Source organism: Chryseobacterium sp. MIQD13 (genome assembly GCF_050496705.1).
Classification (GTDB): Bacteria; Bacteroidota; Bacteroidia; order Flavobacteriales; family Weeksellaceae; genus Chryseobacterium.
The window spans coordinates 673,638-699,821 of record NZ_JBNWAF010000003.1 but is presented as its reverse complement, the minus strand read 5'-3'; the positions used below and the strand labels follow the sequence as shown (position 1 = coordinate 699,821).

At 37.4% G+C, this 26,184-nt stretch carries 12 protein-coding genes; 6 read left to right on the top strand and 6 right to left on the bottom strand.

Going from position 1 to position 26,184, the window contains the following annotated elements; all coding sequences use genetic code 11:
• The first annotated feature begins 112 nt into the window (after positions 1 to 112).
• Positions 113 to 1,891, top strand: a complete 1,779-nt coding sequence (locus ACQWU4_RS15520; RefSeq protein ID WP_429936658.1) for an AMP-dependent synthetase/ligase — start codon at positions 113 to 115, stop codon at positions 1,889 to 1,891.
• Between the two features lie 402 nt (positions 1,892 to 2,293).
• Here the strand turns inward: ACQWU4_RS15520 and ACQWU4_RS15515 are convergent, their stop codons facing one another.
• The gene (locus ACQWU4_RS15515) at positions 2,294 to 2,950 is read right to left on the bottom strand and encodes a hypothetical protein (protein ID WP_429936656.1); all 657 of its coding nucleotides are present in this window, start codon (positions 2,948 to 2,950) and stop codon (positions 2,294 to 2,296) included.
• 1,191 nt (positions 2,951 to 4,141) lie between these two features.
• Between ACQWU4_RS15515 and ACQWU4_RS15510 the strand changes: the two genes are divergently transcribed.
• The gene (locus ACQWU4_RS15510) at positions 4,142 to 5,335 is read left to right on the top strand and encodes a hypothetical protein (RefSeq protein ID WP_429936654.1); all 1,194 of its coding nucleotides are present in this window, start codon (positions 4,142 to 4,144) and stop codon (positions 5,333 to 5,335) included.
• Between the two features lie 157 nt (positions 5,336 to 5,492).
• Here the strand turns inward: ACQWU4_RS15510 and ACQWU4_RS15505 are convergent, their stop codons facing one another.
• Positions 5,493 to 6,269: a zinc ribbon domain-containing protein gene (locus ACQWU4_RS15505; RefSeq protein ID WP_429936652.1), complete on the bottom strand. Its 777-nt coding sequence runs from the start codon at positions 6,267 to 6,269 to the stop codon at positions 5,493 to 5,495.
• Positions 6,270 to 6,271: 2 nt separating this feature from the next.
• Positions 6,272 to 7,369 (bottom strand): Nif3-like dinuclear metal center hexameric protein, encoded by a 1,098-nt coding sequence (locus ACQWU4_RS15500; protein ID WP_429936651.1) that lies wholly within the window; start codon positions 7,367 to 7,369, stop codon positions 6,272 to 6,274.
• Between the two features lie 62 nt (positions 7,370 to 7,431).
• On the opposite strand from ACQWU4_RS15500, the gene ACQWU4_RS15495 reads away from it, so the two are divergent.
• Positions 7,432 to 8,259 (top strand): ion transporter, encoded by an 828-nt coding sequence (locus ACQWU4_RS15495; RefSeq protein ID WP_429936649.1) that lies wholly within the window; start codon positions 7,432 to 7,434, stop codon positions 8,257 to 8,259.
• 263 nt (positions 8,260 to 8,522) lie between these two features.
• On the opposite strand, the gene ACQWU4_RS15490 is transcribed toward ACQWU4_RS15495, so the two are convergent.
• From ACQWU4_RS15490 to dnaE, 3 genes are all read right to left on the bottom strand, one after another.
• A complete protein-coding gene (locus ACQWU4_RS15490; RefSeq protein ID WP_429936648.1) occupies positions 8,523 to 10,109 on the bottom strand; it encodes a GEVED domain-containing protein in 1,587 nt (528 codons plus the stop codon).
• Positions 10,110 to 10,343: 234 nt separating this feature from the next.
• Positions 10,344 to 15,479 carry a T9SS type A sorting domain-containing protein gene (locus ACQWU4_RS15485; RefSeq protein ID WP_429936646.1) on the bottom strand — a complete coding sequence of 1,712 codons (5,136 nt, stop codon included), beginning with the start codon at positions 15,477 to 15,479 and terminating at the stop codon, positions 10,344 to 10,346.
• Between the two features lie 331 nt (positions 15,480 to 15,810).
• Positions 15,811 to 20,481, bottom strand: coding sequence for a DNA polymerase III subunit alpha (gene dnaE / locus ACQWU4_RS15480; RefSeq protein WP_429936645.1), 4,671 nt, complete (start codon positions 20,479 to 20,481; stop codon positions 15,811 to 15,813).
• A 275-nt stretch (positions 20,482 to 20,756) separates the two neighbouring features.
• Between dnaE and ACQWU4_RS15475 the strand changes: the two genes are divergently transcribed.
• The 3 genes from ACQWU4_RS15475 to ACQWU4_RS15465 all read left to right on the top strand — a co-directional run bounded on the left by ACQWU4_RS15475 (position 20,757) and on the right by ACQWU4_RS15465 (position 26,182).
• Entirely contained in the window at positions 20,757 to 22,880 is a 2,124-nt protein-coding gene (locus ACQWU4_RS15475; RefSeq protein ID WP_429936644.1) for a S8 family peptidase, read from the top strand.
• Between the two features lie 75 nt (positions 22,881 to 22,955).
• On the top strand, positions 22,956 to 25,028 hold the full coding sequence (locus tag ACQWU4_RS15470) for an alpha-ketoacid dehydrogenase subunit alpha/beta (RefSeq protein ID WP_429936643.1): 2,073 nt from the start codon (positions 22,956 to 22,958) through the stop codon (positions 25,026 to 25,028).
• Between the two features lie 128 nt (positions 25,029 to 25,156).
• The gene (locus ACQWU4_RS15465; protein WP_429936642.1) at positions 25,157 to 26,182 is read left to right on the top strand and encodes a bestrophin family protein; all 1,026 of its coding nucleotides are present in this window, start codon (positions 25,157 to 25,159) and stop codon (positions 26,180 to 26,182) included.
• Positions 26,183 to 26,184 lie beyond the last annotated feature (2 nt).

The window sequence follows — 26,184 nt, the reverse complement described above, 5'->3', positions numbered from 1 at the left end:
TTCTTTGTTTGTTATGGCAGGCATTCAATTAATTTCTAATTAGTGATTTCTGTTTACTACAATTAAAAAAAATGCTTATATTTAAAATTGTTTAAAAATTGCTTAAAAAATCATGACAATCAAAAGATTATTCGATATTCCACACTATGCTTTAGAAAAATTTCCTAAAACGGATATGTTTGTGACCAAATATCAGGGGGAGTGGAAAAAAACGTCAACACTGGAGTTTATCAACCAGGGAAATAAAATATCCAGAGGGCTTTTGAAGCTGGGGATAAAGCCCGGAGACAAGATTGCTCTGATTACAACCAATTCCCGCACGGAATGGGCTGTCATGGATTTTGGATTGTCCCAGATCGGGGTAGTTTCTGTTCCCGTTTATCCGAGCATTTCTGCTGAGGATTATGAATTTATATTCAATAATGCTGAAATACAGTATTGCTTTGTATCTGATAAGGAGCTGCTTAACAAAGTAATGAAGGTAAAACATAATATACCTACCCTACAGGGAATCTTTACTTTTGACAATATAAGCGGAGCAGCCAACTGGAGAGAAATTCTGGACCTTGGTGAGGACGATTCTACACAGATTGAAGTGGAAGATCTTTCCAATGCCATCAACTCTGAGGATCTGGCTACCATTATTTATACTTCAGGAACTACAGGAAGGCCAAAAGGTGTAATGCTTACCCATCATAATATTGTATCTAATGTACTTGGTTCAGTTCCAAGAATTCCCAAGAAAAAGAGTCTGGATTATAAGGATACAAGAATACTGAGCTTCCTTCCAATATGTCATATTTTTGAAAGAATGCTTTTCTATCTTTTCCAGTACAATGGTTTTTCAGTTTATTTTGCTGAAAGCATTGATAAAATGGGTGAAAATGTGAAAGAGGTAAAACCACATTACATGAGTGTTGTACCCAGACTGGTGGAAAAAGTATATGATAAGATCTACAACACCGGTTCTTCAGCCGGCGGCCTGAAATCTAAAATATTCTTCTGGGCTTTAAATTTAATCAGCAAGAAAAAAGAAATTTCCAAACCTTCAGGACTACAGGGAATCATAGCTGACAAGCTGGTATTTTCCAAATGGAGAGAAGGATTGGGTGGAGAAATCATTACTTTGGTTTCCGGTTCTGCAGCTCTGTCCACAAGATTAAACCTGATGTTCCAGAATGCCGGTATTCCTATCCTGGAAGGCTATGGCTTAACTGAAACTTCACCGGTTATTTCTGTAAACAGCTTTGAAAAAATGAAAATCGGTACAGTTGGCAGACCGCTGGACAATTTACAGGTAAAAATTCAGGAAGATGGGGAGATTACTGTAAAAGGGCCGTCTATTTTCAAAGGTTATTTTAAAAATGAAGAAATGACCAAAGAAGCTTTCACTGAAGATGGCTTTTTCAAAACAGGAGACATCGGACATGTCGACAGTGAAGGATTTCTTCAGATCACCGACCGTAAAAAAGAGATGTTCAAAACATCGGGAGGAAAATATATTGCCCCTCAAACAATTGAAAACCAGGCGAAAGCTTCAAAATTCATTGAGCAGATTATGGTGGTAGGTGATGGTGAAAAAATGCCATGCGCCCTTATACAGCCAGATTTTGAATTTGCTAAAAACTGGGCTATGAGAAACAATCTGAATATCGGTACCACACCTGCAGAAATTGCGAAAAGCCCTGAATTAAAGGAAAGAATTGAAAAAGAGATGGAAGGTATCAATGAGCATCTCGGGAACTGGGAAAAAATCAAAAAAATTGAACTTACCCCGGAAATCTGGGCCATTGATACAGGACTTCTTACTCCTACATTAAAGCTGAAAAGAAAAGCAATCAAAGAGAAGTTTATAGATCTGTACAATAAGATGTATGAGCATCACGAATAACATAAAAACCGCTTCTGACCGAAGCGGTTTTTATTTGGGGTCTATTATTTATCATTATGAGAATCCTTATCTGCTATTTCCAGCTTTTCAGACTTAAGTTCTGTATATTTTCTGCCTTGTACAGATTTATAGTATTTATGTGTTTTTAGAATCGTAAACTAAATGGAATTAAAATGATATTCAGCATTGTAAGGGATTAATAAAATTTTACCGAGGGATGATAAAATTGTATAAAATGCATCTATCTGTATAAATTAAGTTAGTTTTAAGTATTACATCTGTTGTTTTCTTTCTTAGCAGACAATAAGCTCTATTATTTTATTTATTGTATAAATAATTTTATAAATCTCTGACACTCTTCCCTATTCTTAAAAATAACCGGCTGAGAGTAACAGAAAGTATCTAATTCCAGCATACATAAGAATAAGTCATCCTGTCACTTCCGTCTACTTTGGAAATACTGGAGGCCTGAACTCTCACTGTATGAAGCCCGGTGGCTAAATTACTTGGTGTCACATAACTGTAAGGAATAACTACGTGCATATTCTGCGGAGATGTGTTTGTAGTAACAACACTGGCAACTGATGTAGTCATATTGTCTATATATAAAACTGTTCCTACACCTGTCACTTTATCAGACCAGCCGGTTGGGTATAAATCAAGTTTACATTTTGCAGCTGAGGGCAGAGTAAATGTAAATTGATAATAGCCTGCTCCATCAGCAGCACTTGGACTTGCAGCTGCAACAGAATTAGAAGAACCTCCTGCCAGCACAATGTTTGAAGAGGCAACAGTAGAAGTAACCGGGGTTTTCCATGTTGGAGAAGAAGGTATTCCGTAATTGAATTCCAAACTGGATGTTGTAGTATTGTAAATAACAGCTCCTGAAGGAGGCAATACCATAGCATCTCTTTGTGCAGTCGTCATTCTTGGAGGAATAAATGCACCTGTATTACTTACTACATCCAGGGCTCCTTGTGGGCTGGAGGTATTAATACCTACCTGTGAATAAGCAATTGCAGAAGTTGCAGCCATTAATAAAAAGAATAATTTTTTCATTTTTTTCGTTTTAAAGTTGTTATGTATATTATTGAGTTTTATCTGTATCAGACTGAGTATAACTTTTAATAAAGTATAAGATCATATAGATAAAAAGACTGTCTTTTAATTATATAATATTTTGACAGTAAGCAGCTATGTCAGAAAGCAGGATTAGAAGATTATTTTTCATCAGCCAGTATGTGTTTAATTTAAAATTTTAAGCCATGTCCTTAATGATTCTCTACTGCAATATTACATCAGAATGCAAACTCTTCATTAAATATCGGATATTACACGGATATTACATACACACAACCAATTGATAACCAGCACGTTTTTTACTGATCATTAAAAAAGTATCGTTAATTTAAACTTATGTAAGAATCAAATTTGAAAATCCTACAACATCCCTATCGTTTAAAATAAAATATTTCTACGTCTGATAATACCGGTCTGCACCATGGAACTTGTAACAGAATTTATTTATGACAATCCGAACCGGAATAAACACTACTCTATAGCCGAATATTATCAACTTTGCAACATTTTTTGGCTGAACTGTCCTTTAGAATGACAAAAGATTTCCCCCAAAAAAAAATCATAAATACAACGTATTATATCTATGTCGCATGTTCCTTGGATGCCTGTATTTTGTGAATTTTTATTATTATCCTAAAATAATACCGCTCAAATTTCACTCTGGATTTTTCAGAAAAATAAGATATCAGAAATAAAGCAGCATAAATGTACTTTTTGCGAAAACATGGATCCATGGATGGAAAGTATCAATATTTAAAAACTGATATTCAATACAGGTTTATATCTTTTTTAAATTCAATTCTATTTAATAACTGTAATACCTAAGTAATATTTATTTCTTAGGTGAAAACAAGCAAATAATACAAATTTGCAAATATTATTAAGCCACCCGTACAAAAAATTCACAATTACATAGTTAAGAACAGAGACTTAGTAAAGAAATTTATCATTTTTTGTGATACAAGTGTTTGTCACTATTGGCCGGAGTTATGATGCCCCATCTCCGGCCTCCTTTCGGGGATTACTATTTTATCCGTTACAGACCTTACAAAAGCAGGATTAGCCAGCTATAAAAAATCAATGATCCCCTCATCATTAATTTTAGAATATAAAAAAGCTGAGTGTACTTCAGTGGCTAAATGAAAAAAATGTATATAAAACACTAATTATATGATGAAAAATGTATTATTTTCAAAAAGATCGTTGCATTTAAAGCTGGCAACATTATCCTTATTTACCGGAACAACGATGTTTAGTCAGGTGGGAATCGGCACCACCACACCTGACCCATCCTCAATTCTCGAACTTAATGTCAATAATCTTGCAACAGGAAATAAAAAAGGTTTTTTAGGACCGAAAGTTGCCCTGACTTCAAAAACGGATATTGTGACAATCCCCAATCCGGCAACGGGATTATTGGTATTTAACTTAGGAACTGACTCAAACTTTAATTATGCAGGCTACGTTTTCTGGAATGGGACAGAATGGAGAAAACTGGATAATTCTTCACTGGCAACAGGAACCATTGGTGCTATCAACTGTAATTCGGTATCACTTACTCCAAATACCTATACAGCAGGTGTCCCATATTCCGGAACAATGAGCGTTCCCTATACCGGCGGAAACGGCGGTATATACACTGCCCAGTCGTTAGGGCCTGTAAATGGGCTTACAGCAACTTTATCTGCCGGTAATTTTGCAAATGGTTCGGGAACTCTCAGTTATACCATTTCAGGAACTCCTACGGTTACAAGCCCGGTTACAACTACTTTTGTTATCAATATAGGCGGACAAACCTGTAACGCTGTAATTGGAGCAGGAAATTCGATTCCTGTCGGCCAGGAAGCTTATTTCTATGGAGAAGCTCCAGCCAACGTAGGAAGCGGCGGAACTAATGCAACGACAACAGTTGCTACCAATTATTTGAGTAACTATGCTCCTGATGTTCCTGTAATGGACGGGATGATGTTTGATTTTTATTTTATCAGCCCGGTAAGCGGTGCCGGAACTATTTCCGGAATTCCTCGTTTGGTAAATGTTTCAGGAGGTAATTTAAAAGTTAATTTTTCAGCGATGTCAAGTGTTGAAAATTATGGATCCTCTAATATTTTGCTGGGCCCAAATCAGTTTATCAATCTTGATAACGGGATTTATAACGGAAATGGATTGAATATGACAACAAGCAATACTCCTGCAAGTTATACTGCGCCTGCTACGAACCATACCGAAATAGAAACAGTGGATTTATGGGTAAATGATCATTGGTACAGGGCAAGCTACTTTCCTGTAATTGATAATAATAATACCGTTTCTTCAGCCGATGATATCAGAAAAATAGCAATTTCAATAAGAAGACTGAAGTAAAAATTTTTCAGAAACATATTTATGATTTGGGTCCAGAACTTTAAACTCAGTCAATTTTACGATGTGGGCTGTAATTCGGAAAATCAATCATAGCAATATTATTTCATAAAAAAAGCTGCTTTAAATTAAAGCAGCTTTTTATTTTTAATGTCAGCAATTAGAATTTAATTACCGTTTTCATTCTTTCGTTTTCTTCCATTACCAACTCGTCATCTACAAGGATTTTCCCTGAATGCTCATCAATGATAATTTTCTTTCTCTGAGCGATTTCCATTTGTTTCTGAGGAGGGATAGTGAAGAATGATCCTTTTGGAGCTCCTCTTTCTAATCCTACAACTGCAAGACCGTTAATAGAGTTCTTTCTGATTCTGCTGTATGAAGAAAGCAACCTTTCGTCAATTTTACCTGCAAATTCTTTAGACTGCTCTATCAGGTATTCCTCTTCTTTCTGAGTTTCAGATACAAGACCATCCAATTCTTCTTTTTTGAATTTCAAATGGTTCTTAAGATCACCTATTTTCTCATTAAGTTCGCTTAAAGTTTCATTTTTGTGAGCAATTTTAACTCCGAATTCTTTAATTCTCTTTTCAGCCAGCTGAATTTCAAGATCCTGGAATTCTATTTCTTTTCCTAATGCTTCAAACTCTTTATTGTTTCTTACATTATCCTGCTGAGATTTGTATTTTTCAATTAAAGTTTTTGCATGGTTAATCACTTCATGCTTCGTTTTGATCTGGTCGTCCTGATCTTTGATATCTGCATGAAATTTTTCAGCTCTTTTTTCAAGTCCTTCGATCTCAATTTCTAGATCTTCAACTTCAATTGGCAATTCTCCTCTGGTATTTCGGATTTCATCCAATCTTGAATCAATGATCTGCAAATCGTATAAAGCTCTTAATTTTTCTTCAACTGAAATATCGTTGGTTTTTGCCATATTTAAATGAAATAATTTACTGGGTTTGTTTTCTCAATAGATTTTGAAATTGCAAATGTACTAAATTTTTGTGACAAAATTTCAAATAATTGTTGAGTTACAAATTGTTCTGATTCATAATGGCCTATGTCACAGATCAACATTTTGGATTCTGCCTGAAAATAATCATGGTATTTGATATCTCCTGTCAGGTATGCATCACATTTTTGGGATAAAGCTGCTTTTATTCCGCTGGCTCCGGATCCTCCAAGCACTCCTACCCTTTTGATTTTTTTATGGGTAAAATCAGAATGCCTGATAATTTCCAAAGCAAATTTTTCTTTCACCATTCCCAGGAAATCCTGCTCATCCATTTCTTCGTCAAGCTCGCCAAACATTCCCAGCCCTGAATGCTGATTTTCATTTTCCAGCTGGTAAATCTGATAGGCTACTTCTTCATACGGGTGTGCAGCCTTCATTGCAGAAATGATTCTTCCTTTTTTGTAATCTTCAAAAATAACAGAAATCATATCTTCATCAGCATTTTCACGGATATTCTGCTGTCCGGAAAAAGGATTTGAACCTTCGGTCGGCCTGAACGTTCCGTTTCCGTTCAAAGTAAAACTGCATTCATCATAAAAACCTATATTTCCTGCTCCTGCAGCAAAGAGTGCTTCCTTTACTTTTCCGGTATGATCTTTTGGTACAAAGACGCTCAACTGTTTTAAACTGTTTTTTTTAGGCTGAAGTATTTTCAGGTTTTTTAACCCTAATTGACTGCAAATTTCATGGTTGACACCAAAAAAATCGTTATCAAATGCGGTGTGTATGGCATAAATAGCAATTTTATTTTCAATGGCCTTTAATACTGCTCTTTCCACATAATTTTTTCCAGTCAGAGATTTTAATCCCGAGAAAATAATAGGGTGAAAACATACAATCAGATTACAATTTTTTTGAATAGCCTCATCCACAACATTTTCCAAAGCATCATGACATACCAGTATTCCGCTGACATTCCGGTCCGGAACTCCGCACAGCAGTCCTACATTGTCAAAATCTTCTGCCTGCTGCAAGGGAATACGGTTTTCTATTTTTGAAATTACTTCGCTTATTGTCATTTTATTCTGTATGTTTGCTACGAAAATAACGATAATTTGTTAATTTAAAAAAACATTCAAAAATGGAGAGAGAACATAATCTTGTTCCTGAAGATAAGCTTTGGAAAAGATTTCTTTACAGGATTATCTACCGCGCAGACACTAAGCTGGGAAGGTTATTCGACATCACATTATTATCTCTGATCCTTATAAGCACTGCCATTATTATGATGGAAAGTGTACCTCAGCTCGACAAAAGATTCCATTATACATTTCTGATCCTGGAATGGATCATTTCTATTTTCTTTACAATTGAATACTGGATGAGAATCAGTGTGGTGAAGAACAAAAAGCATTATATTTTCAGCTTCTTCGGCATCATTGATTTTCTGGCGCTTGTTCCTTTCTATCTGAGTTTTTTCTTTCCTGTGACTAAATATTTCCTAATATTCAGAATGCTCAGAATGCTGAGAATTTTCAGAATCTTCAATCTTCTGGATTTTATGAATGACGGCTACCTCATCGTACGTGCCCTGAAAAACAGTTCCAGAAAAATCTATATTTTCCTTTTATTCCTGATTATTTTTTCGGTGATCGTAGGCTCGTTAATGTTTATGGTAGAAGGCGGAAGACCCGGTTTTGAAACAATCCCCCAGGCTATTTACTGGGCAGTGGTTACTGTGACTACGGTTGGCTATGGAGATGTTTCTCCCATTACTCCGATGGGTAAATTTTTTGCAGTTATTCTAATGCTTGCAGGTTATTCTATTATTGCTGTTCCCACAGGGATCGTAACCGCAGAGATGCGGAATAAAAGACAGAATCTGGAAAAGATCTGTGACCAATGCGGGAATGAGGATATAGATGATGATGCCAGATACTGCAAACAGTGTGGCAAGAAATTAGCTTAGTATTTGGTATTGACATTAATCTATTAACCAAATACCACAAAAGTCATGGAACCACAAAAGAAAAATAAGCCCAACAGTCTGGTCATTATCCTTTTCGCTTTAGTTGTATTAATGATCATTATTTATTTTATACTCGTTATGTTTTTCCCAACAGTTTTTGAACATATGAACACGGGTGATATACAGCCGGTACCAGATAAGTAGTTCTAACATAAAAAAAGACGGCTGATTGCCGTCTTTTTATTTAAATGTTATATTCTATGTTATTTTTTGATAGCCTTAATCATCTGCTTGGATCCATCTTTCATATTTAAAGTAACAAAGTACAGTCCTTGTTTCAGATCTGCTAAATGAAGAGCAGAAGACGGATTTTCAATGGTTTTCACCAATCTTCCGGAAACATCGGAAACAGAAACCGATTTTACAAGATCTGCTTTTGAGATATTCAGTACATCTGTGAAAGGATTCGGATAGGCTTCAATATTTTCTTTTGCTTTAGAAACTTCGGATGTTGCCAGTGTAGCAGCTTCTACTTTAAAGTTATCAATAAAGAACTCATAATCTTCAGAATCATTTACAGAGCCTTCAGAAGCATAGAATGCAAATACAGTATTTGCTCCTGTATAAGATGTCAGATTATAAGAATAAGCAGTAGAAGTATTCGAAGGGGCATTAGCAGCATTCCAGGTCTGCAGAACAGTCCATGTACTACCTCCGTCACTTGAAACCAGGAACTGAACTACATCATCAGATCCCATCGCTGAAGGAGTTGTATCAAAATATTCCGTAACTCCATAATCAAACTTCACTCTGTATCCTCCTGCTGAAAGATTGAAAGGTACAGTCTTTAACCATGCCTTAGTTTCGTTATAATAAAGATTTATTTTAGCTGAATTATTGTCATCTCCTGCATTCAGGAAGTCGCCGTCATACCACAATTCATCTGTACCGGTAGGCCCTGTGGTGGCATCTCCGTCAGAAGCCTGCTCCCAGCAAGCTCCCGGGAATGTGGAAAAATTATTGGTATAAGCTGTTGTAGGTACTATAGTGGCACAAGCTGTAGTAAATGATGTTCCTACGGACCATCCGCTCTTATCAGCAGCACTGCATACAGATCTTACCCATACATAATAAGTAGTTGCAGGAATTAAAGGTGATAAGGTGGTTGATAAGGTAGATCCACCTACTACACTTCCTGTTGCTGCAGTAGTACTTATAGGTGCCGTATTGGTTTGAGAGGTATAGTATTCATATCCAACTCCAACTGTACTGGTAGGAGCCGTCCAGGAAATTGAAGCAGAATTCGATGTAACAGTTCCTGAAGTTAAATTATTTGGAGCCAGACAGCTTGGAGCAGCCCCTATGGTCACCGTATAATCGTGTGCCTCTCCATAACCGGCTGTATTACAAGGTACCGGCTGGCTTGAATATCTATCTCCTACTCTCATACGATAAGTTCCCGGTGTGGCTGTTGACGGAATTGTTATTGTTCCGTTGGTAAACAATTCATCTCCGCTGGAAGCCTCAGCAACAAGTTCCGGTGCTGTATCATCAAAGGTTCCGTTATTATCAAAATCAATCCAGATACGCACATTCTGAGTAGAATAATCATGAGTAACAGAGAATGGATAATTAACCCCTGCATTCAGGTTGATTGTTTGGGTAGTATAATCTCCATATGCAGCTTGAGAGCATCCAGTATCAAGATGGCTAAATCCAGCTGAGGGAATGGTAAAACTGTCAATCAAATCTCCCCCATTGCATCCGCTTGAAAATGCAGGTGTACAATAGGTCTGTGCAATTGCACACGTGCTAATTGTTAGCAAATTCACAAGTAAAAACTTTTTCATATAATATTTATTTATAGTATAAGCTAATTTAATAAAAAAAACACAATAATATTTTTTTTATTCAAAGAAAGAAGGATCATTATTTTTTTCTTTGGGGTATCAGGAATTTCTTAAAAGGACATGTTTAGATTAATCTAAAGTATGTTCAGAGCTACACTAGTAAAAAATATTCAGCTTATTTATAAAAAAATAGCAGCCTTCCGGCTGCTATTATAAATTATGGTCAATAAAGATTTATTTCTTAATTGCTTTGATCGTTTGTTTCGATCCGTCTTTCATGTTAAGAGTTACAAGATACATTCCTTGTTTCAGATCCCCTAACTGAAGAGCTGAAGAAGGATTATCTATTATTTTTACCACTCTTCCAGCAAGATCTATTATGGAAATAGATTTCACATTAGAAATATCAGAAATATTCAATACATCTGCAAAAGGATTTGGATATGCTTTTAGTCCTTTTCCATTAGATCCAACTTCACTTGTACCAAGACCAGAAGCTATTTTCGCATAAGATAGAAAACCTGAATAACTAGCAGCTGCCAATGCAGTAGTAGATTGTGTGGTATTTGGCGTACCAGCAGCATAAGTGCCTGTAGTACCAAATAAACTATCATATACTCCACTTGCAGTTGGTGCAATTACCGGGAAATTAACATTTGTAATTGCATTATCTCCTAATCTTACATTAATTGTTGAGAAAGTACCAGATACTAAAGGCGCTTCCCATCTTCTCGTAGCTAAATTTTGGATTGCAGCAGATGCTGTTCCTGAGTTAGTATCAAATGCTTCTGCCTGCATAATCGTTACTGCAGTAGTAGCCGGAGCCAACCAAACTGGTGCATAAGCCGTTTTTCCAACCGGATAATGAATGTAAGCCGTATTGGAGTTAGCAATAGTTCTGGCAAAAGGCCCATTAATATAAGCTGTTGCACTACCTCCTGATAATGTACCTGCTACTGTTGGTGTACCTAATGTTAATAAACTAGCATTGGTTGTATTCACTAAACCTGCTGTTAATGTTAATGTACCACTTACTGATAAAGGAACATTTAAAGTAACACCTGCAGGGTTTGAATTATTAACAGTTAACGAAGTTAAATTAGCTGTAGGAGAAGTTGCTAAGTTTCTAAACACTCCACTTCCTGATATAGTTTGGGCATTAGTCGATGCCGAAACGGTAAGTGTAGTTGATGTTGCTGATGTTGCATCTGCAAAATTTAGCCCTCCTGCTGTAGTAAAGGTTCCATTATTTATAATGTTACCCGTAAAATAACTTGCTCCAGTAGTTGTACTAGTTCCTGAATTTCTAAATTCTGCGCCTGAGTTAATGGTTAAATCTCCATTCATGACAAAATTATAGTATGTCCCATTGGTTAAAAAGAATCTGTTTGACCCTCCAGTAACAGTTTCTAAAACAACATTCTTAAATTTAAAAATTCCTGTTCCAGCCCAACTATAAAAATAAAACCCATTAGCTCCTCCATTATCTGTAGAGATTCCATCACCAAATTTAAATGTATGTGTTCCTGTAGCTGAAATTGCACCCGCTGTAGGAGCTGTCACCCTAAAGACTTCAGTAGTAGCATAATGTGGATCTACAATAGTGAAAGTCCCTCCCGTAAGATTAATATCCGTATTAGCACTTGGAGTGAAATTTACAACATATGTTCCAGAAGCAACACTTCCTGTAGCTGAACCGGCGTTGTTTCCATCAACATTTATTTGTCCTCCTGATTGATTAAATTTAGCTCCCGAGTTAATTGCTATATTTCCATTAATATTTAATGTTCCTCCTGAAACAGTCAATGTTCCGTTGTTGGTAAGGAAATTATTGTTTAATGTACAACCTACCGTTAAATCTCCAGAACCATTTACCAATGTTCCTCCAGCATTGATGGTAACATTTTTAGACACATTTCCTGCAGAGTTTACTGTTACTGTGGTACCAGATCCAATTTGTACCAGATCTGTACAAGCAGGCACTGTTCCTTTGTTCCATGTAGAAGCAGCATTCCAATCGCCGTTTGCTATAGACATAAAAGGGATATCCGAAGCTGCAACACCTAAATAATAGGTATCTGCCAGGTTAGCCAATGGTACAACTGTTCTTTGTGCATTTACATAGCTTGTTCCTGTTTGGTGTGTTCCTGAAGCAGGAGCTGAAGCTAATGTAATTCTACTATTTCCATTAGCAGCACTATAAATATTTTGTCCGTTTATTGCCATACTATAAGTAGGTGTTCCTGTAATACCTGATTGAGAAAGAACCCAATTAGATTTTGCTTGCGTATCTACAGTATAAGCTCCGTCTACAATGCTTACAGCATTTGTTCCTGCAACGTCATTGTATTGTACTGCAATTTTTCCACCGGTTGCAGCAGCAGCACTTTGATATAAATACATGTTTCTGGCCACAAATGCAGTGCTTGTTCCTATAGCAAAAGGATAAACTCCTGTTGATGTTCCTGAAGGCGTGGTACTTGCTGTAATAGTTGCGCCAGTAGCCGTGGTGGTTGGCCACCATCTTGCAAAAGTACTACCTGTACTAAAGCCACCTGCAGTATAAGATAAAGTTCCGTTAGAAGTAGCTGAAACTCCTAAAATAAAAGTATTAGCACCAGTGTTTACAAAACCTGTTGTCATGGTTAAAGTTCCAGAAACAGTTCCTGTATTTGCCCCGCTCAATAATGAATTTGCATTGGCAAAAGTAACACCTGTTGAAGAACTATTATTAATTACTACTGAATTAAAATTGGCAGTAGAACTTGCTGTAACAATATTATTTCTAAATACACCGGTTCCTGAAACAGCCTGAGGTGTAGTAGAAGCTGCAGCAGTTGAATTCTTGAAATTTTGGAAACTCAAAGTTGAAGCAGTATGTGTAAATGTACCATTATTGGTAAAGTTACCAGCAATACTTATTCCAGATGTTGGCATTCTAAATTCTCCATTTGCATTAATAGTTAATGTATTAATACCAATTGTTGTGGAAGAATTTGATACATATCTATTTGTACCTGAAGCTCCGTCTATTATTACATTATCAAAATATATTTTACTTCCTGCATTGTTCCAAATAAATCCTCCCGCAGCTGAAGCAGTTGCAGTAGTTCCTCCTGCATCGGTAGAAGATCCGTCACCAAACTTTAAAGTCCAGCCTACTGTATTATCAATAGCAGTTCCACCAGAATAGGAGAATGCGTATGAAGCAGTACTATTAGCTGCATGAGGATCTACCACAGTCATCGTTCCACCAGTAAGTGTTACATTTCCGGTAGCTATATTCACTATGTTTGTACCCGAAGCTACACTTGTTGCTGTAGCCCCTGCATCGTTTCCATCCACATTTATATTACCTCCCGTTTGGGCAAAAGTAGAACCCGATACATTATTAATGTTACCATTTACTACTAAGCTACCTCCAGATACTGATAAAGTACCGCTGTTATTAACATAATTATTTTTATTAACGCAACCCACTGTAATAGATCCTCCTGTTACAGATAAAGTACCTCCTGAATTGATGATAACATTATTTGGGGTTGCAGTTGTAGAAGAAGATACAGTAACTGTATGCCCAGAAAGAATAGCTCCATTCGCACAAGAAGGTACTACTCCACCTACCCATGTACTTGTACTTTCCCAAGGACCGGATTGAGCCGATTCTATAGGAGCTTCTGATGCAATTGAAGCCAATGTATAAGTAGCTGTTATATTTGCAGCAGGTACTGCAGTTCTTTGTCCCATAGGTTGGTTTGTACCTGCCTGTGCAGTCCCTACCAACGCTCCATTGTTTAATACTGTAACATTTGGAGAAGTTGCTGTATATGTACCCTGCCCTTGAATAGCAAAATTATGATTGGCAGACGATGCGTAACCAGCCGAAGTAGTAACAACCCAATTGGCATTAGTTTGTCTGTCATAAGTTAAAGAACTTTCTGTTATCGGAGTAATAGCAGAAGTTCCCGTTCCTCCATTAAATTTAACAGCGAATTGACCTGCTGTAGTTAATGCAGCAGTAGCTCTGTGAAAATGATTAGACAAAAGTCCAGTTGTAGGATTTCCCATTACGAAAGGATATGTACCCGCACCTGCTGAAGGTACAGTTGATGCAGCTATTGTCGTTCCTGATCCTGTTGTTCCATACCATCTACTAAAATTAGAGCCAGAAGCAAAACCACCTGCTGTATAACTTAAAGTTCCTACAGTTGTGCCAGAAACTCCCAGTGTAAAAGTATTAGAACCTATATTTACAACCCCATTGGTAAAAGTCAATGTTCCCGAAACAGTACCTGTATTTGCGCCACTTAGTAACGAATTGGCATCTGCAAAAGTAACACCGCCTGCACTTGAATTATTGATTAATAAAGAAGTGTAATTTGCCGTTGAAGCTGTAGCTGAATTTCTAAATACACCACTTCCTGAAATGTTCTGAGCAGTAGTATTTACAACACTTGATGTACCTGAAGGCAGTGCAAAAGTAAGAGTTGAAGTGGTAGTTAATGTTCCATTATTAATCAAATTACCTCCAATTACATTAGTTCCTGAAGGTCTGTATTCACTCCCTGCATTAATGGTCATATTACCAAAATTACCTGTACTAAAAGGAGAAGTAACAAATCGGTTTCCAGTTGTGGTACCTGTATTAAATACTATAGTTCCAGTATTTAATTTGTTAGAACCTGTATATGAATCGTAAATAAAACCACTTGTATTTGTTGTAGCATCTGTTGATACCCCATCTCCAAGTTGAAGCGTATGAGCTGTTGAAGCATTTACATTTGCAGTAGAATTGGAATAATTAAATGAATAACTAGAAGTCGTAGTTCCTACATGTGGATCTACAATAATAATTGTACCTCCTGTTAAATTAAGAGAAGTAGTAGATATTACAAACAATGAAGTTCCACTTGCCACACTTCCTGTTGCTGAACCTCCATTATTCCCATCTTCTATAATAGTTCCACCACTCTGGTTAAAAGTAGCTGCTGATGCTATTATCACATTTCCATTTACATTCAAATTACCTCCTGAAACAGTTAATGTTCCTCCTGCTACATTTAATGTAGAGTCAAATGTTCCCGCTTTACTTACCGTAAGGGTGTTTGCTGCAACTGTTAAACTTCCAGAATTAATAGTAAGCTGTCTGACTGAAGCACTACCGGGAAGTGTCATTGCCGAAGCATTTTGAATAACAAAATTGTCTGAATTACTTATAGAACCAGGCGATGTTCCTGTCCCATCAGCATTCGTTCCCCACGAAGCCACATTTGTAAAATCCGTGGCCGAGGCTTTGGAATAATACGTTGTTTGTGCTTTCATTGTTGCAAAACTGCAGACCAATAAGAGCCAAAGATAAGTTTTTTTCATACGTAGTAAAAATAAAATTAGAGGGTAAAAATAAACAATTATTACACTTAAAATCAAAAATTATCATAAAACATTAAACCAAAACATATAAATTATTAATTTCATTAAATAAAACCAAATACATGTTTAATTTTAGTATTAAATCATCAATAATTGAATATATTATAAACAATTGATTTACAATGATTTAAATCCAAAATAAAAATCCCGAATAGTGGATAAATTTCAATTTAACATAAAAAAAATATTTATTTTTTCACTCAATAACGAATTAAAATCAACAAAAAAAACGGCAAAATGCCGTTTTTTTATAATTAATATTTCACTTTTCTTAATTCAAATAAAACTCATACTTATTAAGAAGCTGAATTTCCTTAATAAGATCTCCGTTCAAATCTACAGAATGTTTCATGGACTGAACTTCGATTTGTGAATCATCTTCAATATTTTTTATAAAAAACTTTAATTTCTGGTTTCCTTTGTTTCGGTCGAGAACCGCCCTGAAAAAATCAAGATCTTCCGGGCGGACGTCCATTACGTCCATTACCAGTGAAATGCTTTTTGCAAATCTCTCAAAGGCTTCCTGAAGCTCGATAACATCATTCACATTCACAAAAACCCTTCCGTCCTTTACCTGTGCAAATTTTATCTTGAAAATCACAAATCTCTGAACTTCAAGCTTCTCCTTCAAACGCATATAATCCCTGTCTCCCAGCCTGAAAGAATATGACCCGGAATAGTCTTCCAAAGTAACAAAAGCTACTTTTTCACCACTTCTGAAGCCGTCCTGTACTCTATATTCAGTAATCAGCCCAGCTACCGTGTATTCTTTTCCGCCGCCACCGTTTTCTCTTTCTTTCTGAACTGTTTTCCAGTCTTTCTTTTTTTCCTCGAAAAGTTCTTCCTGTTTATTGGAAAAAGCCTGCTCTTTGTAAGCATCCACTTCATCCAGATTTAAGAACAGAAAATTTCCTTTTGGCTCAGCCTTCTTTGTTACCTCTTCTACAATCTCCTCTTCCCCATCTCCTACAGACATATCATCGGAAACAATTTCTATAAGATCTACGGCTTCATCCTGGGAATCTTTCTCTAAGATCGGAACTTCATCTGTAACTGCTTTTTCTTCGTCTTTTTCAAGGACGCTTTTTTTAGAGAGTCTGCCCTGCATAAACTGGAACTGGTATTTGAATTCATCCAGCGGGTGGGCCGAAAGATAGAAACCAATGATTTCTTTTTCCTTATTAAGCTTATGCATGTTTGGCCATTCAGGGCAAGGAAGCAGTTTGGGCTGTTCAATCTGAACTTCATCGGCAAAATCAGCAAAAAGAGAATGTTCCATTTCGTTTTTACTTTCCTGGAAGCTCTGACCGTATCTTATTAATCTTTCAAGATTCGTTTTTCCGGACATGTCAATATCAAAATACTGTCCTCTGTGGTAAGAACCTAATTCATCAAAGGCTCCGGCCAGCACCAAACTTTCCGCAACTCTTTTATTCATCTGGGAAGGCAGGATTCTTTCAAAGAAATCATAAATATTTTTAAACCTTCCGTTGGCTCTTTCTTTTGTAATCGCTTCACTCGGCCCTTCTCCGATTCCTTTTATTGCCCCCAGACCAAAACGAATCTGTCCTTTTTCGTTTACGGAGAATTTATACTGGGATTCATTTACATCAGGTCCCAAAACATCTACTCCGATACTCTTACAGTCCTCCATAAACAGGGTGATTGAATCCGTATTGTTGATGTTGTTACTCATTACACTCGCCATATATTCAGCCGGATAATTGGCTTTCAGATAAGCGGTATGATAAGCAATTAAGGCATAACATGTAGAATGGGATTTGTTGAAGGCATATTCTGCGAAGGCTTTCCAGTCATTCCAGATTTTATTTAAACGGTCTTCATCGAGGTTGTTTTTCTTACCACCTTCAATGAATTTCGGATACATTTTATTAAGAACATCAATCTGCTTTTTACCCATTGCCTTCCTTAACGTATCGGCTTCACCTTTGGTAAAGTTGGCCAGTTTCTGGGATAAAAGCATTACCTGCTCCTGATAAACGGTAATTCCGTAGGTCTCTTTTAAATATTCTTCGGTTTCCGGTAAATCGTAAACAATTTCTTCAATTCCGTGCTTCCTGTTGATAAAGTTCGGGATATATTTGATCGGACCTGGACGATAAAGAGCATTCATGGCAATAAGATCGGCAAAAACCGTTGGCTTAAGCTCTCGCATGTATTTCTGCATTCCCGGACTTTCATACTGGAAAATCCCGACTGTTCTTCCTTCTTTAAATAACTGATAGGTTTTTACATCATCAAGGGGAATCTCATCCGGATCAAGATCAATATTATGCCTTTGTTTAACCAATTTCATTGCATCTTTAATGATCGTCAGGGTACGAAGTCCCAGGAAGTCCATTTTCAGAAGCCCTGCACTTTCCGCTACCGAGTTATCGAACTGGGAAACCAAAATATCAGCATCTTTCGCTGCAATGGTTATCGGAACAAGATTACTTACGTCTTCAGGCGTAATAATTACCCCACAGGCATGAATACCTGTATTCCTGATACAGCCTTCCATTTTCTTGGCACTAGCCAGTACATCAAAACGAGGGTCTTCGGGATTATCAAGCACCATCCTCATTTCATCCACCAGCATCTGCTCTTCCGGCTTCAGTTTATCATATTTGGATAAAGCTTTGGCAATATTCATTCCCGGGCTGGGTGGAATCAGTTTTGCAATATTATTGGTATCGGGAATAGGGACATCCAATACCCTTCCGGCATCTTTAATAGCAGATTTCCCACCCAATACCGAATACGTAATGATCTGTGCGACCTGGCTCTGTCCGTATTTTTCAATTACCCACTTAATGATCCTGTCCCGTCCTTCATCATCAAAGTCAATATCAATATCGGGCATTGAAATCCTTTCCGGATTCAAAAATCTCTCAAAAAGCAGATCATACTTAATAGGGTCTACATTGGTAATTCCAGTACAATAAGCAACTACAGAACCAGCTGCAGAACCACGTCCCGGACCAACCCAAACACCCATTTTTCTTGCCTCGTTACAGAAATCCTGTACAATCAAAAAGTAGCCGGGATAACCTGTATTGGCTACAACTTCCAGTTCAAAATCTAAACGTTCTTTGATTTCATCTGTAATTCCTGTATCAACATATCTCTTTCTGGCACCTTCATAGGTAAGATGGGTAAGATAAGCCATCTCCCCTCTTTTTCCGCCGTCTACCTCGTCTTCTGCATGAATGAATTCTTCCGGAATATCAAACTTGGGAAGGAGAACGTCTCTTTTTAACGTATAAGGGCTGAATTTTGCAAGAAATTCTTCATAAGCTTCGAAAGCATCCGGATAAGCCAGAAATGCTTCTTTGAGCTCTTCACTGTTTTTAATATAATATTCTCCCGTGGTAAGTCCTCTTCGTTTTCCAAAGCCTTTTCCTACGGGCGTGGTTAGTTTTTCACCATCCTTAATACAGCTTACAATATCCTGAATATTGGCATCATCTTTTTGGGTATAAAAAGTTTCATTCTGCGCCAGAATTTTAGTATTATATTTATCTGCCAGATAGAGTAAAACTTCGTTCAAGTGTTCTTCTTCAGGTAAGTTATGATTTTGGAGCTGCACATAAAAATCTTCTCCGAAAGTATCTTTCCACCATTTAAAAAGCTCTTCCCCTTTCTGTTCCCCGGTATTAAGAATCGCATCAGGAATATCTCCTAAAATCCCTGAAGTTACAGCTATCAAACCTTCTTTATATTCAGCAATAAGTTCCCTGCTGATCCTTGGTACTCCAAAATAGAATCCTTTTAAAAATCCTATACTGGAAAGTTTAGCCAGGTTTTTATAGCCGTTAAAATCTTTTGCCAAAAGAACCATCTGAGTTCTTCTGTCCGGATCATCTTTGGTAAACTGCTTCTGCTCATAGCGGTCTGATATATAAAATTCACAGCCTACAATAGGAATAAGCGGTTCCGAAACAGGTTCCTGTTCTGTAAATTCTGTTCCGTTTTCTTCAGCTTCCTGTTTTTTTGCAAGAAACTCTTTGTGCTTTTTCGAGCGATCGGAATTGGCAGATTCTACTGCGGAAACAAATTTAAAAGCTCCCATCATATTACCTAAATCGACCATTCCTACGGCAGGAAAGTTATCATCAGAAGCTTTTTTAATCAGATCATTAATGCTGGAAGTAGCCATCAGTGTAGAGAACACACTGTGATTGTTAAAATTGAAATATTTACCGATATCAATTTCATCAATACTTCCAAAATCCTGCTGCTTTTTCTTATTATTAAAATCAGCAACCTGTCTTCTGATAACAATATTAAACGGCTTTATCGGATCAGGATAAAGTGTTTTAAAGTAGCTCAGCTGATCTTCAGAAATCTTTAATATTTCGGCAGGAATGATGCCTATTCTCATCATTTCAAAGAATACCCGCGCAGTTGCATTTACGTCGGCAGCAGCATTATGGGCTTCGTCAAATTTGTGGCCGTAAAGCTTTTCATACAACTCTTCGAGTTTCGGAGATTTATACCTTCCTCCCCTTCCACCGCCAAGCTGACAGTAGTCGGTTCCCAAAATCATGGTATCGGCTTTGGGCTTATCCTGAAGATTGTCTTTTATATTTTTTCTGTAGAATTCTGCTCCTACAATATTGTAATCAAACTCTACATTATGTCCTGATACTACTCTTACCCTGTCAAGAACTTTAGAAAATTCTTCAAGGATTTCCTGCAGGTCCCGTCCTTCTTCGTTGGCAATTTTAGTGGTAATCCCGTGAATTCTTGCAGCATTGAAGGGAATATCATACCCTTCAGGCTTTATAATATAATCCTGATTTTCAATTAAATTACCATCATCATCATGTACCTGCCATGCTATCTGAACCATTCTTGGCCAGTTGTCTGAATCTGAAAGCGGTGCATTGAAATTTTTAGGTAATCCGGTTGTTTCTGTGTCAAAAATTAAATACATATAAGTTTCTAACTTTTTTAAAAAGAGAATGTAAAGTTACTTCATTTTTTCAAAAATCCTGCAGTAAAATGAAAAAGAAGCGAATGACTTTTTTACAAAAAAACATATTATAAATAAAAAGTAAAATTTATATAAAACAAAACTCAAAATAGTCACTTCCAGTCAGTCATTTCTATAGCAATAATCATAATACCAGCCTTATAAATAGAAAAAAATCGATACTTTATAGCAGATATATTTATTATCTTTGGTACCGCAAACACAATTTAGATTTAATGAAAAAACTTTTTATTCTGGTGAGTACCTTAAGTATCGTACTGGGTAATGCACAGAAAAATGAAGACCTCAGTAAAGAGTTTGAGAGACAGAATGCAGAGAACAATAAAAGATTTAATTCATATATCCTCAGACATTACGGCAACAATAAAACTGAGGAAACCTTAAAAGAAATTGAGGAAAAAAGAACAACCCTTGCCGGCTTCCTTCCCAACGATAAACCTTATTTTCTTGAAGTTACGGATAAAAATCAGATTTTAAATTCAAATTCCGATTTTTTACAGGACGGCAATATTTCCGGATTAGCAGGTTCTTTCAACGGCGAAAATATCAACTTCACCATTTTTGACGGCAGTTCTACAACAAGCGAAGCAAGAGTATACGACGGCCATTTCCTGTTTAATAACTTTCCCGGCAGAATAAGCAATAAGGAGAGTAACAACTTCATCTATGGTGATCACGCAACAGCTGTTGCAGGATTTATTGGTTCCAAAAATTATCCTTCCACCATCACAGTTAACGGAGCAACCAAACAGGTCAATTTTAAAGGAATAGCTCCTAATTCAACGATAGATGCCTATTCTTTTGGAACAACACCACTTCCCGGTAATTCTGCAGCAAGCAGCGTATTTCAAAAATTATTGATTGCTCAACCTAATATATCCAATCATTCTTATGGAGCCAACAGCGGATGGACGTACAAATCAGTTGCCGGAGAGGATGCATGGGTTTGGCAGGGAGGCTTTACAAGCCCTGGTACTTATTATGATGCTCAGGGAGTTTATCTCGCGAACGACCAGAATTATGACAGAGTTGTATATAACAACCCTTCATTCATCATTGTAAAATCTGCCGGTAATTTTTTCGGAGATGGTCCACAGGCTTCCAACAAAAAAAAATATTACGAAAACGAATACGGGTATCTGGTTGAATTCGCAGCTACAGACATCATCCCCCCAAACAATTGTGCTCAGGGTTATGACTGTATCAGTACAGGAACTTTAGCAAAAAATATTATTGTAGTAGGCGCAGCAGATATTATTTCATCCAATGGAGGCAGATACACTTCGCCATCTGACGTAATACATTCCAGCTACAGCAGCGCAGGTCCCAGGGATGACGGAGCCATTAAGCCAGACATCATTGCAGTTGGAACAAACGTAATAAGTGCAAACATTTCCGATACTACAGGAGGAAGCAATGCCATTCCAGGAAACGGCACTTCTTTTTCGGCCCCGGTTGTCACCGGAATTATAGGACTCTGGACACAGATCAGCAAGCAGCTGTTTTCAGGAAGTGTTTTAAATGCGGCATCAGCCAAAACCTTAATGGTACACTCGGCATCAGAGGCAGGAAATATAGGTCCTGACCCTCAGTTTGGATGGGGTTTTATTAATGCTAAAAAAGGCGCAGAACTGCTGGTAGGAAAATCAAACAATACGGTTATTTTTAATGATGAGACTCTTAATAACAATACTGTTAACAAGAAAGATATTATTGTTTCCGGATCAGAACCATTAAAAGTAACAGTGTCATGGACCGACCCTGAGTTTGCCAATTTTGGCAGCCTTTGGACTGAAATTCATAATGACAGAAGTTCCAAGCTTATCAACGATATCGATGTAAGAATTATAGATACTGTCACCAATACCATATACGCTCCGTGGAAGCTCAACCCTCTCAGTCCAATGACACCTGCTATCAAAGGAGATAATACCGTAGACAATGTTGAACAGGTTGTTGTGGATAATCCTGCCGGAGGTAGAAAATACAGAATTGAAATTTCGCATAAAGGGATATTGAAAAATAATTCAGGAGCTGCTGCTCCTCAAAACTATTCCATTATTATAACAGGTCAGAATGGAGTTCTGGGAACCGCCAATCCTTCACCTTTAAACAGTCTTTCCGTGGCACCAACTATCACAAAAGACAACGTTTATATTTTAAAAGCACCAAAAAAATCGGTATTTACTGTTTATGATATTTCAGGCAAAAAAATAAAAACCGGCATCATTAACAGTGATAAAGAATCTATAGATTTTTCAAGCTCCGGTAAAGGAATTTACATCATTGAAATAAAAACCGGCCAGGATGTTATTTCTAAAAAAATCATTAAGGAATAACCTTTTACATAGGATAGTCTTCATAAAATACTAACACTTGTTAGTATTTTATTTTTTTGTGTATATTTGCTTTCTATGGAAAATACACTTCACGAAAAGGTTTCTCAGGATATTCTGCTTAAAGCGTATAATCATATGATGCTGGCTAAGGCAATGGCGGATATCTATGAAGAAAACAGAAATATCTGCAAATATGTTCATAGCACTTCAAGAGGTCATGAAGCCATTCAGTTGGCAACAGCTTATCAGTTAAAAAAGGAAGACTGGGTATCTCCTTATTACCGTGATGAAAGTATTCTTTTAGGAATCGGTTTTGAACCATACCAACTTATGCTGCAACTGCTGGCAAAAGCGGAAGACCCATTTTCAGGGGGAAGATCTTACTATTCCCATCCTTCAAGCAGAGACGAAAACAAGCCAAAGATTATTCACCAGAGCTCAGCTACGGGAATGCAGACCATTCCTACTACAGGGGTTGCTCAGGGGATAAAATATATTCAGGATTTCAATTTACAGAACTTTGAAAATAATCCGGTTGTTATTTGCAGCCTTGGAGATAATTCGGTAACAGAAGGTGAAGTGAGTGAAGCTTTACAGTTTGCTGCTCTTCACCAGCTTCCTATTATATTCCTTGTACAGGATAATGAATGGGGAATTTCTGTAACCAAAGAAGAAGCCAGAACATGTGATGCTTATGATTTTGTGGCAGGTTTCACAGGACTCGGCAGAATGCGTGTGGACGGAACTGATTTCGTGGAAAGCTTTGAAGCTATGAAAAAGGCTGTAGATTTCGTAAGAACCGAAAGAAAACCTTTAGTGGTTTGTGCCAAAACCGTACTTATTGGTCACCATACGTCCGGTGTAAGAAGGGAATTTTACAGGGACGAGGAAGATTTAGCGAAACACAGAGCCAAGGATCCGGGCGAAATTCTCAGAAAGCAGCTTCTTGAATCAGGAGTTGATGAAGATCTTTTAAAACAGATCACTAAAAAAGCACGTCTTGAGGCAGAAGAAGCTTTTGAAAGAGCTAAAAATGCAGAAGATCCAAAGCCGGAAACAGTTATGCAGCACGTTTTCGCTCCTACTCCGATTACAGAAGAAACTGGAACACGCGAACCTGCCGGTGGTGAAAAAATCGTTATGGTAGATGCTGCCATTCATGCAGTTCAGGAACTGATGTGGAAACATCCGGAAGCTCTTCTTTACGGACAGGATGTGGGAGAAAGAATCGGTGGTGTTTTCAGGGAAACGGTGACTTTAGGTAAGAAATTCGGCAGCAAAAGAGTATTCAATACGGCTATCCAGGAAGCATATATTATTGGATCAACTGCGGGAATGAGTGCTGTAGGATTAAAACCAATTGTAGAAGTTCAGTTTGCCGATTATATTTATCCGGGTATCAACCAGCTGATCACTGAAATCTCAAAATCAAGTTATTTAAGTCAGGGGAAATTCCCTGTAAGCAATATTATCCGTGTACCGATCGGTGCTTACGGCGGCGGCGGACCTTACCACAGCGGAAGCGTTGAAAGTATTTTAGCCAACATTAAAGGGATCAAAATCGCTTATCCAAGCAATGCAGCCGATTTCAAAGGTCTGTTAAAAGCGGCTTATTATGATCCGAATCCTGTGATTATGCTTGAACATAAAGGTTTATACTGGAGCAAAGTTCCAGGAACTGAAGATGCCAAAACCATTGAACCGGCAGAGGATTATATCCTTCCTTTCGGTAAAGGTAAGGTGATCATTGAAGCAGATCAGAGCGAAACCGGAAAAGGCAGAACTTTATTGATCGTAACCTATGGAATGGGAGTTTACTGGGCAAAAGAAGCCGTAAAAAATTTCAATGGCAGAGTTGAAGTAATCGACCTCAGAACTATAATTCCTTTGGATGAAGAACTTGTTTTTGAAAGAGTAAAAGCCCACGGAAAATGTATCGTTCTTACAGAAGAGCAACTGAACAACTCGTTTGCCGAGGCATTTGCACACCGTATTTCAAAGAACTGCTTCAAGTATCTTGATGCCCCTGTTGAGACAATGGGATCTCTGGATGTTCCGGCTGTTCCTATCAATCTGGTGCTGGAAAAAGAAATGCTTCCAAATGCTGAAAAGCTAAGTAAAAAGATCGAAGAAATGCTGCAATACTAACCAGCAATATTAAATATATGAAACCTCTAATTTTTTAGAGGTTTTTTTATTACTTTTAATATTGGATTTTGATTTCCGGACTTTGGTATTTAATTTGTTCATGTCCACACCAACTTGATGAAAACAGTATGATCACCACAAAATATTTCAATTACAGACAAGTTCTAAACCTCGCAGGCGGCCATATCATCTGGCTTACAGCCTGGTGTACCTTAGTGGCAGCACTTTTTTATTTCTTTAAATGGAAATGGATGATCATTCCCTGGGTACCTGTAGCCCTGATTGGTACCGCAGAAGCCTTTTATGTAGGTTTTAAAAATAACCAGGCTTACGACAGATTATGGGAGGCACGAAAAATCTGGGGCGGAATCGTGAATTCCAGCCGGTCTTTTGTTTCTATGCTGTATGCTTTCAATACAACAGGAGAAGGCAACAGTGAAACCGAAACCATGAAAAAGAAAATTGCCTACCGCCATATTGCCTGGCTGTATACTTTCCGTGAACAGTTATTGATTCCTACGGAATGGGAGCATATGTCACAGAAAAGACATTTCGGGGATATTAATATAAGAAGACACAGACTGATCAAAGCCGGATTCCCAGACTATGGAAGAACGCCCATTTTCCTTCATAAATACCTTTCTGAAAAGGAACTGGATCTGCAGTCCGAATATAAGAACTTTGCCACTTATCTGATTTCACAGCAGGCAAAAGATGTGAATGATCTGAAAAATCTTGGAGATATTACAGATTTCAACCAGATGCAGCTTCAGGATACGCTCAATCTTTTTTATGATTATCAGGGACAGGCGGAAAGAATTAAAAAATTTCCTTCTCCGAGACAGTTTGCCAGTACAGCCTTTATTTTTAATGTGATCTTCATTATGCTGCTTCCTTTAGGCTTGGTTAATGAGTTTGCCAAATTAGGAAACTGGGGAATATTGGTGAGTGTCCCTTTCTGCGTTATTATTGGCTGGATCTATATTGTCATGGAACTGGTAGGAGACTATTCAGAAAATCCGTTTGAGGGAATGATGTTTGACATTCCTATGCTTTCCATCTGCCGAACCATTGAAATTGATCTTTTGCAGATGATTGGAGAACATGAAGACCTCCCTGAACCTATTGCTTCCAAAAACGGAGTCTTAGTATAAAT